Here is a 15,177-nt window from a genome sequence, read left to right as displayed (position 1 = left end):
GTTTTTTCGCACCGACTTACTTACTTGCATTTCTCAACAGAGGCATAATGATGGTATTAGAGTTTCAGACAGCAATCAAATACAAGCGTAAATTTATTTCTGGTCGGAGGAATCATCTTGTAGCTTTGCAAAATTTCCTACAAGCTGGGATTTTTGAGAATTATGTTTTGTATGAGGGCAAAAATGAAATCAGGATTGCTGGTAATGAATTAGCAAAAGTATCAGTTTCGCAAGATTTAGTTTCTGTGAAAGGTGTAGGTAAATCTTTCTCAGAGCCAGCAACTGAGCCATTTAAGCAAGTCGAGAAAATGTTGGCAAAATTGGCGATTGAAGATTGGACAGCTTATGGTTATGTGGCTTTTGATATGGCTCGATTTTATTCAGATTATGCTAAATCAATCGAGCAAGACAGCCTATATTTTCTCATTCCAGAAATTGAACTGATATTCACTGATGAAGGAGTTTGCATCAGAAGTACAAAATCTATTGAACAAGTAGAAGAAATTTTACTTTTAGATGCTCAATTGCCAGATTATCAAGCGGCTGATTTGAGGTTAGATTTTAGCGATCGCACAAATTATCAGCAAAAGATTAGTGAGTTAATTACAGCCATCCAAAAGGACGAATTACAGAAAGCAATTATTTCTCGCTCCGTCAAAATTCCTGGTAATTTAGATGTATTGGGAACCTATATAGTTGGAGCCAAAGTTAATAATGCGGCGCGTTCCTACTGTTTAAATATTGGAGATGTCCGCGCAGTTGGCTTTAGTCCAGAAACTTTAATTGAAGTTTATGACGATGGTTTCATTGTGACTAATCCCCTAGCTGGAACCAGACCGAGAAGCGAAAATCAAACAGAAGACACACAACTCACACACGAACTATTTATTGATGCCAAAGAAGTCAAAGAACACGCTCTTTCTATTTGGTTAGCGCAAAGTGAAATTGCTTCTTTGTGTTTAGCAGGTAGTATTCAGGTGTTCAACTTCATGGAAGTGAAAAAATATCGTTGTGTGCAGCATTTATCATCGAGAGTCGGCGGACAACTACAACCAGGAAAAACCCTGTGGGATGCTTTGAAGGTTTTGTTTCCAGGGATTACCGTTTCGGGAATTGATAAACAACAAGCACTCAAATGGATTGACCGTTTAGAAGACGAACCGAGAGGAATTTATGCTGGGGGTATTGGCTGGGTAAATAGTAGTGGTACAGGAGATTTAGCGATCGCAATTCGTTCTGTTTATCAGTATGGTAATCATATTTACTTAAATGCTGGTGCTGGTATTGTTGCCGAATCTGTACCTGAAAAAGAGTATATCGAGTCTGTCAACAAGATGAATACTATGTTGACGAATGTAGTGTTGGAGTCTGAAGCCAGATGAAAGGGATACTGGCTGTACCTGATACACCGTATATCATCGGTTATGGCCTAGAAATAGTTGCGACTGCTGAGATGAGAACCCTCATAGAACAAGCACGGGGAGATTTTACCATCCAGTATTTTAGAGCCAGTGAACGAAGTATTATGTCTGGGATTCAACATCTGGCGGGTCGTTTTTGTGCCAAAAAAGCTATTTTGAAAGCTTTGGGGATGGAATTAAATCGACAGGCTTTTTGGCTGGATATAGAAGTACAGCGATTACCCACAGGTGAACCATCAGTAGTATTGCATGGTCAATATCGGGAATTGGCGAACTGTTTAGGGATTGCTAAGTGGTTGGTGAGCATTACTCATGTAGCTGATTATGCCGCAGCGAGTGCGATCGCTCTTTTGTAATTTATCTCACGCAAAGGCGCAAAGGTTATGATGAATGATTCAGTTGGTATTTGCTCACTTGCTGTTAGTTTTGGGAGCGTTATTCGGACAAATGAGTATTGGGTGAGGAAGTTTCCTGAGTTAATTCCACAAGAGAAGCCAAGAAGGGTAAGGCTATCTGGTTCTAGGGAATCAATTTCTACACCAAATGTTCTGGATATTTGGTCACAAGCTGTTGCGCCATATTTAGCAGATCCTTTTCGGGGTAATGTTGAACGTCGGGTGGTTGATATCGATGAATCTTCGCTGACTCTGGAATATCGGGCGGCTAAAGATGCACTAGAAGCTGCACGACTCTCTCCCCAGGAGGTGGATTTGATGATTGTGGCTTCTCTATTTCCTGAACAGGTGGGACATGGTAATGCTATTTACTTGGCTCAGAAATTAGGGTTGCACTGTCCGGCTTGGAATTTAGAGTCAACTTGTTCTAGTGCTTTGGTAGCTTTGCAAAACGCTCATGCACTCATCCAAACGGGAGCATATCGCAATGCTTTGGTTGTTGTCTCTCACATCGGTTCTCAAACAGTAGAGGAAACAGATAGCCTCTCATGGTCGATGGGTGATGGTGCTGGAGCCTTTGTAGTAGATAGACTCAAAGCAAATCAAGGAATCTTAGGGACTAAAATCGTGAATACGGCTGCAACCAGTGGTGCTTATGTACATGAACTGGTAACAGATGCTCAAGGACAGCCTCAGATTCGGACTCGTACAGGCGAGAATGTCAGTACACTTGCCGAAACCTCTGTAGATTTTGTGCGTACTTGCTGCGAAGGCGCGGCGGTGGCGGCTGGGTTAACTTTGGCTGATCTAGATTTCTTTGCGTTCAATACTCCTACTGCTTGGTATACCAATGTTTGTATACAAGCATTAGGTATTAGTGCAGCAAAGACTATCAACTTGTATCCAAGATATGCAAATATTGGCCCGGTAATGGCGATCGCTAATTTATATCATGCTGCCCATGAGGGTAAAATTAGCGAAAATAGCTTAGTGTTAGTTTATACGAAAGGTGCATCAGCTACAGCAGCCGCAACTATCATGCGCTGGGGTGATGTGGCACTTGGTTGTGTTCCTACGCCTCCTCTCAGCCTGACTCAAGAACCAGAAAAAATTCATCTCACAGAAAAACAAGAAAGCAGCATTTCTAGAGAAAAACTGTTAGCTGCTTCTCTACAACAACAACGGCAAATGCTGGAAACTTATTTGTTGGAATGGTTGAGTCATTCATTACAACTACCTGTTTCACAAATTGAACAACAACAACCTTTAACTTTATTGCTCGGTTCTTTGATGGGTTTCTTATTCAAAACTCAAATCGAAAATGACTTGAAAGTGCAAGTTCCTATAGAGAAATTCTTTGGTGAAAATAACCTCAATCATTTAATTGAACTGTTGCTCAATCAGTTAGCTTTAACCAAAGTTTTAACATCTACGTCACTAATTGATACTGATACAGAAGACAGAGAAAAATTAACTCTTTAACATTTAACTCTCCAAATCTCCTTTCTCCGCGCCTCTGCGCCACCCTGCGGGTTCGCTCTTAGCGTTCTCGTAGAGTAGCCGCAAAGCGTCTACTGCGTGAAAAAATTAAAACATAAATCCCTATGAATTTACATACACTTTTAACCGACCTATCCCATCGAGGCGTAAAACTATCTGCTAATGGCAACTCTCTAGATATTGATGCACCAAAGGGAGTCATTACCCCAGAATTACGCGATTCATTAGCGAAACATAAAGCGGAACTACTAAAATTACTCCAACAAAATGGTACAAGTACCACCTCTCTACCCAAAATTGTCCCAGCACCAGAGTTGCGTTATGAGCCTTTTCCTCTGACTGATATGCAGTATGCCTTTTGGGTAGGACGCAGTGGCGTACTAGAGTTGGGAAATGTAGCCAATCATGGTTATTACGAGATTGAATGTAAATATCTACACATAGAAAAGCTGAATCTTGCGCTGCAAAAAGTCATAGAACGCCACGATATGCTAAGGGCGATAGTCTTGCCAACCGGAAAGCAGCAGGTTTTGAAGCAAGTACCCTTTTATACGCTAGAAGTTTTAGATTTGAGAGGCAAAACAGAAGACATTGCTAATGCAGAACTAGATGCAGTGCGTCAGCGAATGTCTCATCAAGTGATTCCGAGCGATCGCTGGCCTTTATTTGAGTTTAGAGTCACACGTTTAGCTCAAGAAAGTTTTCGGTTACACGTTAGTTTTGACTTGCAAATATTTGACGCTTGGAGTCTGTTTCGCCTATTTGATGAATGGTTTCAACTTTACCAGCATCCAGAGGAGCCATTACCACCCTTAGAAATTTCCTTCCGCGATTATGTTTTAGCAGAACAAAAACTGCAAGAGACAGAATTATATAAGCGATCGCAAGCCTATTGGTTTAATCGTCTCGATGAGTTACCGCCAGCCCCAGATTTACCACTGGCTAAAAGTCCCAAGGAAATCAAACACCACCAAAACAAGCGTTATGAAGGGCGATTAGAACCGACAGAATGGCAGCAGTTAAAGCAACGTGCGGCAAATGCTGGGTTAACTCCTTCTGGAGTTTTACTAGCTGCTTTTGCGGAAATATTGACTCTTTGGAGTAAAAGCCCGCGATTTACCTTAAATTTAGCCTTATTTAATCGCTTACCCCTGCATCCCCAAGTCAACGATATTTTAGGGGACTTTACCTCTGTCACCTTATTAGCTGTAGATAATTCTCAGCCTGAAGCATTTAGAGAGCGATCGCGCCGTCTGCAACAACAACTATTGCAAGATTTAGAACATCGCTATATCAGTGGTGTGCGCGTCACGCGAGAACTAGCCCGCCGACAAGGTACAGCACCCAGTGCTATGCCAATTGTCTTTACTAGCACCCTCGGCTTTAGTTCCCTAGGACAAGAAACCTTAACTTTTAGCCATTTTGGTGAGTTGGTTTACGGTATCAGTCAAGCTTCGCAAGCTTGGATGGATATTCAAGTTTGGGAAGAAAAGGAAACTTTGACTTGTAACTGGGATGTGGTGGAAGAACTATTCCCGACAGGCTTAATTAGCGATATGTTTGAGGCTTATTTTGGTTTACTCAAACAACTAGCTAATTCTGAATCAGCTTGGTTAGAAACTAATAGACAACTAATTCCGCCTCCACAATTAGCACAACGCGATCGCATCAACGCCACAACCGCACCCACTCCCGACGCAATGCTGCATACAATGTTTGCCCAGCAAGCACAGCAGTGCAAAACAGCACCAGCCGTCATTTCCTCCCAGCGCACCTTAACTTACCAAGAGTTATACACACTCTCTAACCAACTAGGTCATCAACTGCGGCGACTGGGGGCTACTCCCAACCAATTGATAGGCGTAGTTATGGACAAGGGATGGGAGCAAATTGTGGCTGTTATGGGGATTTTAGCCTCTGGTGCGGCGTATGTGCCGATAGATCCCAACTTGCCACAACAACGCCGAGATTATCTGTTAGCAAACAGTGAAGTCAAAATTGTGCTGACTCAATCTTGGTTGGATGAGAAACTAGATTGGCCTTCAGGAATTCAACGTCTGTGCATAGATACACAAGAACTCGCCAAAGAAAGTAAGGAACCGCTACAACCAGTACAAACACCTGATGATTTAGCCTACGTTATTTACACCTCTGGTTCTACAGGCTTACCCAAAGGGGTAATGATTAGCCATCGCAATGTTGTTAACGTCGTTGTTCACACTAACCAACGCTTCAATATTGGTTGTCAAGATAGAATTTTAGCTCTGACAGCGTTAAACCATGACTTGTCTGTATATGACATTTTTGGTTTATTGTGTGCAGGTGGCGCAATTGTGATCCCTGATGCTTGCGGTGTGAAAGATCCGGCGCATTGGGCTGAGTTGATGGTGCGGGAGAAAGTGACGCTGTGGAATTCCGTCCCCGCCATGATGCAAATGTTGGTGGAATATGCCGAGAGTCAATCTGTAGTTATTCCGGCAAGCTTGCGTTTGTTAATTATGGGTGGTGACTGGTTGCCGGTGTCTCTCCCTGACAGCATCCAAGCTTTAGTACCAGAAGTACAAATCTTGAGTATTGGCGGCCCTACAGAAACTACCATTTGGAATATTGGTTATTTAATTACAGAGGTTGACCCGAATTGGAAGAGTATTCCCTATGGGACACCAATGGCTAATGCCAAATATTACGTTTTGAATGAAGCTTTAGAAGATTGTCCCGTTTGGGTTGCTGGTCAAATGTATTGTGCTGGCGTGCAGGTGGCGCAAGGTTATTGGCGTGATGCGGAAAAAACGGCGGCTAAATTCATTACCCATCCTCGCACCCAAGAACGGATTTACTGTACAGGCGACCTTGGTCGTTATTTACCCGATGGCAACATTGAATTTTTAGGACGGGCAGATTTCCAGGTCAAAATCAGGGGTTATCGCATCGAATTAGGTGAGATTGAAGCCGCTATCAAACAGCATCCAGGGGTAAAAGATGCGATCGCTATCACAGTTCCCAGTGTCGAACAGTCTCATCAACAAATTATTGCCTGTATAGTGCCACAACAGCAAGCAGAAACGCTGTTTGAACTAGAAATGGCAGATAGTAATGAAACACAACAGCTATGGCAGAATTTAGTTGCAAAGGGCGCGAAAATAGCTCAAAAAAACTTAGATGCTGTGAAACCAGAAGTGTTTGCAGCTTTTTGGCAACAACATCTCGACCCGCTTTATACCTATGCTGTGAGTATCGCCTTTCATCAGTTTGGCGTTTATACCCAACTCCATGAGGCGTACTCTCTCGATGAATTGATGCAGCGAGGCCAGGTTAAACCCCGCTATCGTAAATGGCTGAGTCGCGCTTTATCTTTCTTGGTAGATTTGGAATGGTTGCAAGTAGATGGTGACAAGTTTGTTAATACTCGACTTCTGCCTCATAGCTTCCCTACAGAATTGTTAGCCAAGATTTTATCTGAAGCCGCGCCCATCCTCGACTACAACCAAAATACAGTCGAATTGTTGGTGAATTCAGCCAAAAATCTGGCAGCAATTCTCACAGAAAATATTCACTCGGCTCAAATTATTGCTACAGATGAAATTCCGGCACTGTATCGCAAAGAATTTCAAGCTGGTAGTTTAGTCATTCGAGAAATTTTACATCACCTTGCCCAGTCTTGGCAGTCAACAACTAACCTACGAATTTTAGAAATTGGCGCGGGAACTGGGGCTGTGACTAGGGAAGTATTGCCAGTTTTACCACCAGAAAAAACTACCTACGTTTATACAGACATATCTCAATATTTCTTGCAGTTAGGACAGCAAGATTTTGGTCACTATCCTTTCTTAGAAACCGCTTTATTTAACTTGGAACAGTCGCCCCAAGAGCAAGGCTATGAACTCCACAGTTTTGATGTGATTATTGCTGGTGGTGTGATTCATGCTACGCGTAATATCCAAGAATCTCTGGAGAATATGCGATCGCTCTTAGCCCCTAATGGTTTGTTGCTGTTTGTAGAACCAACAAAACTGCATCCCTTCTGGGAATTATTTATGGGATTGCAGCAAGGTTTTGACCGCTTTGAAGATACTGCACTACGCTCTCATCCTCTCCTATCGCCAAAACAGTGGCAAGAAGTTTTACTGGCGCAAGGATTTACAGATTGCACAGTATTTAATCAGCCAGGCTCGATCGCTGACTTTTTGGCTGTGTATACGTTTATGGCGCGGGGATCTGCATCTGTACAGAAGTTTAAAAAGCAGGAATTCAAGAGCTTTTTACAGCAAAAATTGCCAGATTACATGATTCCCAGTGAATTTATCCTCCTTGATGCTCTGCCACTGACAGCGAATGGTAAAGTCAATCGTCAAGCATTACCGCAATTACAAAATTTGCGGCCGCAATTCAAAACCAATTACGTCACACCGCAAACGGAAACTGAGCAAATCATTGCTGGTATTTGGCAAGAGGTATTGCGAGTTGAGAAAGTGGGGATTAACGATAACTTCTTTGAATTAGGCGGAGATTCTTTACAAGCAACTCAGGTTATCGCTCGAATGCGCGAAAAATTTCAAGTGAATTTACCTGTGCAGAATTTACTGCAAGCACCAACTTTATCTAGCTTGGCGAAGTCAATTGACGAGATTCAGCAAACAACGCAAAAACTCCAAGCCCCGATTAATGAAGCATTAGATAATCGCGTGGAGGTGGAACTATGAAATTAATTGCAGAGTTTTTGTCTGAATTGAGTAATTTAGATATTCGGTTATGGTTAGATGGAGAACGCCTGCGCTGTAATGCCCCTAAAGATGTACTCACAGCAGAATTACAAGCCGAGATAACTGCACGGAAAGCCGAAATAATTCAGTTTCTTCATACTAGTTCTACTCAAGAAACAATCAAACCAGTTTCCCGCAATCAACATTTACCTTTGTCTTTTGGGCAGCAAGGACTATGGTTTATCGACGAATTAGAAGGTGGTAGTACGGCTTACAATCAATTATTTGCGATTAAGTTGCAAGGTGTAGTACAAGTAGCCATTCTTGAACAAGCACTGACGGAAATAATTAGACGGCACGAAATTCTGCGGACTACATTTAAAACTATCAATGGGCAAGCCTTCCAAGCCATAGCCCCTGAACCAACTTTCACACTGGCGGTAGAAACCTTAGAATGGCAAGAACTCCAGCCGTTTGCTGTGGCTCAATCCCAACGTCCTTTTAATTTGGCAGAGGGGCCATTGCTGCGAGTTACTTTAGTGAAACTTGCACCAGAAGAATATGTATTGTTGTTTGTCATTCATCATGCGATCGCTGATGCTTGGTCAAGTACAATTTTCATCCAAGAACTAGCAGCCATCTATGAGGCTTTCTCTCTTGGTAAGCCGTCCCCTTTACCAGAGTTACCCATCCAGTATGCGGATTTTGCTTATTGGCAGCATCACAAGTTGCAACAATTATTACCAGAACAACTCCGCTACTGGGAACAGAAACTGAGTGATACACCACCTGTATTACAATTACCCAGTCGCCCAAGATTAGCGGTGCAAAGTTTCCGGGGAGATATCATCACCTTAGAACTCAACCAAGACTTAACTACCAAGCTGAAACACCTCAGTCAGCAGTCAGGGGTAACTCTATTTATGACCCTACTGGCAGCATTTAATACACTCCTGTATCGTTATACCAACCAAGATGATATCTGCATCGGTACAACTATTGCTAATCGCCACAGCCGGGAATTAGAATCGCTTATTGGTTATTTTCTTAACACTCTGGTGATGCGTACCGACTTGTCGGGGAATCCTACTTTTCGGGAGTTGTTACAGCGAGTGCAGAATGTCGCGTGGGAAGCATACAATCACCAAGATTTACCATTTGATCAGTTAGTAGCAAAATTACAGCCAACGCGGGATCTATCTCATACACCATTGTTTCAGGTGATGTTTGTCTTAGAAAATGCACCCAAACAAGAGGTACAGCTTTCAGGACTCACTCTCAGTTTCTTAGAAATACCATTAGCGACGGCTAAGTTTGATTTATCTGTGTCAATGCGGGAAACTGAGCAAGGGTTATTGGCGAAGTTTGAATACAATACAGACTTGTTTGATGCAGACACAATTACCCGAATGATGGGACATTTCCAGACTTTACTCTGGGGAATTGTGAACAATCAAGAGCAATCTATTTCAGAATTACCTTTGTTGACTGAAGCAGAACGCCATCAGTTATTAGTAGAGTGGAACCAGACTCAAGCTGAATATCCGAAAATTTGTCTACATCAATTATTTGAAGTGCAAGTAGAACAAATACCTGATGCTGTTGCGGTAGTATTTGGCGAGCAGAAACTAACTTACAAAGAGTTAAACATCCGTGCTAATCAACTAGCACATTATTTACAGACATTAGGTGTCAAACCAGATGTAACAGTGGCTATCTGTTTTGAGCGTTCTTTAGAAATGATCGTGGGGTTATTGGGGATTCTCAAGGCTGGTGGTGCATACATACCACTTGACCCCACTTACCCAAAAGAGCGTTTAACTCAGATGTTATCTGATTCTCAGACATCGCTATTGTTGACAACAGAAAATTTAGCGATCGCTTTACCTGAGCATCCATTAAATGTAGTTTATTTAAACACAAACTGGTCAATTATTAGCCAACAAAGTCCAGAAAATCCGGTGACAGATACAAAACCAAAAAATCTGGCTTATGTTATCTACACATCTGGTTCCACAGGCCAACCCAAAGGCGTGGGTTGCACACATCAAGGCGTAACTAATTTACTGACAGATTTTCAAATTAAACAGCCGCTTGCTCAAGGTAATAAGTGTAGTTTATGGACGAGCATTAGTTTTGATGTCTCAGTTTATGAAACTTTTTCAGCTTTATTGGTAGGGGGAGAATTACATCTAACTACCGAAAGTATGCGCTATGAAGCAATCACATTGTTTGAGTGGTTAGAGTCGCAGCAAATTCATAGTGCTTACATTCCGCCTTTCATGCTGAAAGATTTAGCTGATTGGTTACAGGAAAAATCTCACAAACTGACTTTAAAAAGATTACTTGTAGGGGTGGAACCCATTGCTGAACAATTACTACAATCTATGAGTAAATTAATTCCTGGTTTGCAAATTATCAATGGTTATGGGCCATCAGAAACTACAATTTGCGCTACTTTATATACTGTTTCTGCTGAATCGACTTGTCACCAAAATACACCTATAGGCAGACCAGTACAAAATACAGAAATTTATTTGCTAGATGCTAATCTCCAACCTGTGCCATTAAATGTACCAGGTGAATTGTACATTGGCGGTGTTGGTTTAGCACCAGGCTATCTCAATAACTCATTATTGACTGCTCAAAAGTTTATTTCCAACCCTTTTAAAAGAGGTGGGAGGGAATGCGATCGCCTATACAAAACTGGCGACTTGGGACGTTATTTAAGTGATGGTAACATTGAGTTTCTGGGGCGAATTGATAATCAGGTAAAACTGCGTGGCTTCCGCATCGAATTAGGCGAGATTGAAGCGGTTTTGAGTAAACATCCTCAAGTACGACAAGTAGTAGTTATCCTGCGTGATGATACAGGTTTTCAACGTTTGGTAGCTTATATTGTGCCGCACAAACAGGCGCAAAATCTTGCAAGTGAACTAAGGAACTTCCTCACATCACATTTGCCTAATTATATGGTGCCATCGGCTTTTGTGATGCTAGAGGCACTGCCGCTTTTGCCTAATGGTAAAGTCAATAAGCAAAGTTTACCAGCACCCGACACCAGTAGACCAGAATTAGACAAGGCATTTGTTGCACCGTGCAGTTTTGCCGAAATTACCCTTTGTGAAATCTGGGCAGAATTTCTCAATGTGTCACAAGTGGGGATTCATGATAACTTTTTTGAGTTAGGCGGCGATTCAATTATTGCTATTCAAATTATTGCTAAAGCTAACCAAGCTGGTCTGAAGCTGACAACTAAACAATTATTTCAGCATCAAACTATTGCTCAGTTAGCAAATGTAGCAGTTTTGAAACCAGCAATCCAGATTGAACAGGGACTTGTCACAGGTAAAGTATCCCTAACACCTATTCAACATTGGTTTTTTGAGCAGAATTTCTCAAATCCCCATCACTGGAATCAGACAATTGTGCTGGAAATGCCACAAGCTCTGGACTTAGACTTATTAGAGCAGGCATTACAACAGTTACTATTACATCATGATGCTTTGCGGCTAAGGTTTGAAAAAACAGAGTTGGGTTTGCAGCAGGTTCTATCTGATATTCATACACCTATTTCTTTGCAGCGTTTTGACTTTTCACGACTGACAAAGATAGAACAAGAACAAGCTTTTCAGACATCTGCGGCTGAATTACAAACTAGTCTTGACTTATCAGTGGGAAGGCTAACAAGCTTTGCTGTCTACAACTTTGGCATACAACAGCCAAGTCGCTTATTACTAATTATTCATCATTTAGCTGTAGATACTTTCTCTTGGCGAGTTTTATTAGAAGATGTGCAAACAGCTTATCAACAGCTAAACCAAGGCAAAAAAGTACAGTTACTAGCGAAAACAACTTCTTTTAAATATTGGTCAGAACATCTGTATGAATATGCCCAATCTGTTAACCTGCAAAAAGAGAGAGATTATTGGTTAACCCAGTGTCAACAGCAAAAATTACCAGTGGATTTTGCTGATGGTGAGAATATAGTAGCTTCTGAAAGGAAAATTGCGATCGCTCTCACTGTAGAACAAACTCAAACCTTACTGCAAGAAGTACCACAAGCTTATAACACCCAAATCAATGATGTGTTACTCACGGCGTTAGTACAAGCTTTTTCTCAATGGACAGGTACACGCTCCTTATTAGTAGCACTAGAAAGTCATGGACGAGAAGACATTATTGAGGATTTAGATTTATCGCGCACCGTTGGCTGGTTTACATCTATCTTTCCTGTACTTTTGGATTTAGGAAGAGCATCTCATCCTGGGGAAGCATTAAAAACAATTAAAGAGCAACTACGAGCTATTCCCAACCGTGGAATTGGTTACGGTATTCTGCGTTATTTGCAGCAGAATAATGGATTACAAAACTATCCAGAACCGGAAGTAGTCTTCAATTATTTAGGACAATTTGACCAGACATTTTCTAACTCATCGCTATTCCGCTTTGTGCAGAACTCCAGTGGCTTAATGAGCAGTCCTCGCAATCAAAGAAGTAGCTTATTAGAAATCAACGGCTTAGTAGTTAATAATAAACTGCAATTTGATTGGACATTTAGCGCAAACATCCACCGATATTCCACTATCGAAAATTTAGCCCAAGAGTTTGTCAAGGCTTTGACAGAAATTATTACTCATTGCCAATCTACTCAAGAAAAAAATTACACCCCTTCTGATTTTCCAGAACTAGATTTAAGCCAAAAAGGTCTAGATCAGTTCTTGGCAAAACTCAATCACAAAGGTAAATCAAAAGTAATATGAATACAGAAAATATTGAAGATATTTACGAACTGTCGCCCCTACAGCACGGTATTCTGTTTCACTGTGTCTATGGTTCGGAAGTAACACTTTATTTTTCGCAATTAGGCTTTACGTTTAAGGTGCGAAATAGGTTAAATTTTGCTGCTTTTGAACGTGCTTGGCAAGAAGTCGTAGCTAGACATACCATGTTGCGTACTGGTTTCTATTGGGAAGATATCGACAAACCACTGCAAGTTGTATATCGCCATGTCGAATTACCCATAAAACAACTTGATTGGCGAGGAATAGACGCAACAGAACAGCAAAAACTTTTAGATGATTTTTTAGTCCAAGATAGAGAGGAAGGCTTTGATTTATCCCAAGCTCCTTTAATGCGAGTAACTTTAATTCGCTTTGATGATCATACTTACAAATTTGTTTGGAGTTCACACATGATTATTGTGGACGGTTGGTCATCACCGTTAGTCATTAAAGAAGTTATTGAGTTATACATAGCCTATAGTCAAGGTCAAAATATCGACTTAGGAAAAGGTAGTGTTTTTCGAGATTATATTGCTTGGTTGCGACGACAAGATTCATCACAGGCGGAAGAGTTTTGGCGACGAATGCTGAAAGGATTAAAAGCACCTACACCGCTAAAAAATCTATATGTAGATAACTTATATAATCCAGAAGCACGATATGATGAACCACAAATAAAACTCTCAAAAGCAACCACAGCTAAATTACAATCTATAGCACGACAGCATCGCCTGACTATTAATGTAATTGCTCAAGCTGTTTGGGTTCTACTCCTGAGCCGCTACACTTGTCAAACCGAAATTGTCTATGGTTGTACTGTTTCTGGTCGTCCCGTAGATTTAAAAGGTTCTGAGTCGATGGTAGGTATGTTAATTAATACTTTACCTGTGAGAGTTAAAGTAGAGCCAAATCAGTATTTATTACCTTGGTTGCAACAATTTCAAGAACAATTAGTGGAAATTAGGCAGTATGAATATACTTCACTGGTAGATATTCAACGTTGGAGTGAATTACCGCCTGGTTCGCCTTTATTTGATAGTATTTTTGTATTTGAAAATCAACCAGTAGATGATATTTTACAAGAATCACAAGAGCGAGAACAAAGTATAGAACTGAGTTTAAATCTTTACAAAACCAACTATTCTATTAACTTAGTTGGCTATCCTGGCTCACAGTTACGCATTGGGATTAGCTACGATTTTCGCAGTTTTGATAGTAGCACAATTAATGCCATACTCAGGCATTTTGAGATATTACTGGAAAATATTGCCATAAATCCTGAAGTGCAGGTGAAAGATTTATCGTTACTGACAGAACAGGGACGAGATATCAGCTTGATGTTGGAGAAAGAGGCAAGATTTAACTTTGAATTGGCTGTGTGTAATTAAAGTGTTAATTTCGCGCATAGACGCGGTAGCGGCTTCTCGAAGAGTAGGCGCAAAGACGCAGAGTTAGAGAGTTAATAAAATAGAAAAAAAGTATGCTGACTATTGATTCGGAAATTGACCGTCGTTATCAACTTTCAGGTGAGGAGTTTTTATTAGAGTATGTCAAGAAGTCTCGACCAGTGGTTATTTCTGGTGTAATTCAAAATTGGGATGCTTTTACTAAATGGTCGTTGCCCTATTTTCAATCACTTGCTCCTGAGTTGAAAATATATGCTAAACATTTCCATAATGGTAAAATTGAAATTGAAAATTTTACTTTTCAAGAATATGCAGATGTTTTAGATAAATATGAACAGGGAGAGCAGCAAACTTTACCTCCTTATTGTCATGACTTACCTTTATTTAGTTTAATTCCTGAACTTGTTAAGGATGTTAAACCATTTGTTTTAGAATATTTGCCAAAATGGTATAGTTATAAGTGGTGGCGATATTGCCAATTTTTTATCGGCCCATCTCAGAGTTTGACACCGCTACATTTTGACTGTCTACTCACAAATAATCTGTTTTTTCAAATTTCTGGGCGGAAACAATTTACTCTGTTTCTCAAGGAAGATGCTCAATATTGTTATCGCTGTAATTGGCGTTGGTTTAAGGTTGACCCCGAAAAACCAGATTTAGGGCAATATCCACTTTATGAAAATGCCAAACCTATTCAAGTAATTGTGAATCCTGGAGATATTTTATATATGCCTCCTGGGACACTGCATCATGTGAGAAGTTGGGATAAATCCATTTCTTTTAATATTGATTGGCACACACAATCTAGTGTATTGCAAGGTCTAGCTGCTAGTGCTAAAGGTATGCCATTAAAGAATGTTTATTACAACTTTATATTGGCACTAGGATTGATTTTTAGAGTTCCGCCACAAGTAATATTTAGGTTTTATAAAACTTATCTCAATTACGTTTCGTAAGTAACCATTAAGGAA

The 15,177-nt window shown here is 40.8% G+C and carries 7 protein-coding genes; all 7 read left to right on the top strand.

All coding sequences use genetic code 11. From position 1 onward, the window contains the following. The first annotated feature begins 47 nt into the window (after nt 1–47). Entirely contained in the window at nt 48–1,382 is a 1,335-nt protein-coding gene (locus CLI64_RS03775; protein WP_225977503.1) for a salicylate synthase, read from the top strand. Beyond that, nucleotides 1,379–1,777: a holo-ACP synthase gene (locus CLI64_RS03770; RefSeq protein WP_103135970.1), complete on the top strand. Its 399-nt coding sequence runs from the start codon at nt 1,379–1,381 to the stop codon at nt 1,775–1,777. The genes CLI64_RS03775 and CLI64_RS03770 overlap by 4 nt, the downstream gene beginning before the upstream one ends. 27 nt (nt 1,778–1,804) lie before the next feature. Further along, on the top strand, nt 1,805–3,298 hold the full coding sequence (locus CLI64_RS03765) for a 3-oxoacyl-ACP synthase III family protein (protein ID WP_103135969.1): 1,494 nt from the start codon (nt 1,805–1,807) through the stop codon (nt 3,296–3,298). A gap of 122 nt (nt 3,299–3,420) precedes the next feature. Next, nucleotides 3,421–8,016, top strand: coding sequence for a non-ribosomal peptide synthetase (locus CLI64_RS30625; RefSeq protein WP_157943186.1), 4,596 nt, complete (start codon nt 3,421–3,423; stop codon nt 8,014–8,016). After that, on the top strand, nt 8,013–12,779 hold the full coding sequence (locus CLI64_RS03750; RefSeq protein WP_103135968.1) for a non-ribosomal peptide synthetase: 4,767 nt from the start codon (nt 8,013–8,015) through the stop codon (nt 12,777–12,779). The genes CLI64_RS30625 and CLI64_RS03750 overlap by 4 nt, the downstream gene beginning before the upstream one ends. Next, the gene (locus CLI64_RS03745; protein ID WP_103135967.1) at nt 12,776–14,188 is read left to right on the top strand and encodes a condensation domain-containing protein; all 1,413 of its coding nucleotides are present in this window, start codon (nt 12,776–12,778) and stop codon (nt 14,186–14,188) included. The genes CLI64_RS03750 and CLI64_RS03745 overlap by 4 nt, the downstream gene beginning before the upstream one ends. 92 nt (nt 14,189–14,280) lie before the next feature. Beyond that, nucleotides 14,281–15,162, top strand: a complete 882-nt coding sequence (locus CLI64_RS03740) for a cupin-like domain-containing protein (protein WP_103135966.1) — start codon at nt 14,281–14,283, stop codon at nt 15,160–15,162. Nucleotides 15,163–15,177: the final 15 nt, after the last annotated feature.

Source organism: Nostoc sp. CENA543 (genome assembly GCF_002896875.1).
Taxonomy (GTDB): Bacteria; Cyanobacteriota; Cyanobacteriia; order Cyanobacteriales; family Nostocaceae; genus Trichormus.
The sequence above is the reverse complement of the archived record's forward strand: the minus strand, read 5'-3'. Positions and strand labels throughout refer to the sequence as shown.

Excerpts from the sequence above, each read along its gene's own strand:
- CLI64_RS03775 (WP_225977503.1), top strand. The coding sequence starts at position 48 with ATGATGGTATTAGAGTTTCAGACAGCAATCAAATACAAGCGTAAATTT.
- CLI64_RS03765 (WP_103135969.1), top strand. The coding sequence starts at position 1,805 with ATGATGAATGATTCAGTTGGTATTTGCTCACTTGCTGTTAGTTTTGGG.
- CLI64_RS03750 (WP_103135968.1), top strand. The coding sequence starts at position 8,013 with ATGAAATTAATTGCAGAGTTTTTGTCTGAATTGAGTAATTTAGATATT.
- CLI64_RS03740 (WP_103135966.1), top strand. The coding sequence starts at position 14,281 with ATGCTGACTATTGATTCGGAAATTGACCGTCGTTATCAACTTTCAGGT.
- CLI64_RS03770 (WP_103135970.1), top strand. The coding sequence starts at position 1,379 with ATGAAAGGGATACTGGCTGTACCTGATACACCGTATATCATCGGTTAT.
- CLI64_RS03745 (WP_103135967.1), top strand. The coding sequence starts at position 12,776 with ATGAATACAGAAAATATTGAAGATATTTACGAACTGTCGCCCCTACAG.
- CLI64_RS30625 (WP_157943186.1), top strand. The coding sequence starts at position 3,421 with ATGAATTTACATACACTTTTAACCGACCTATCCCATCGAGGCGTAAAA.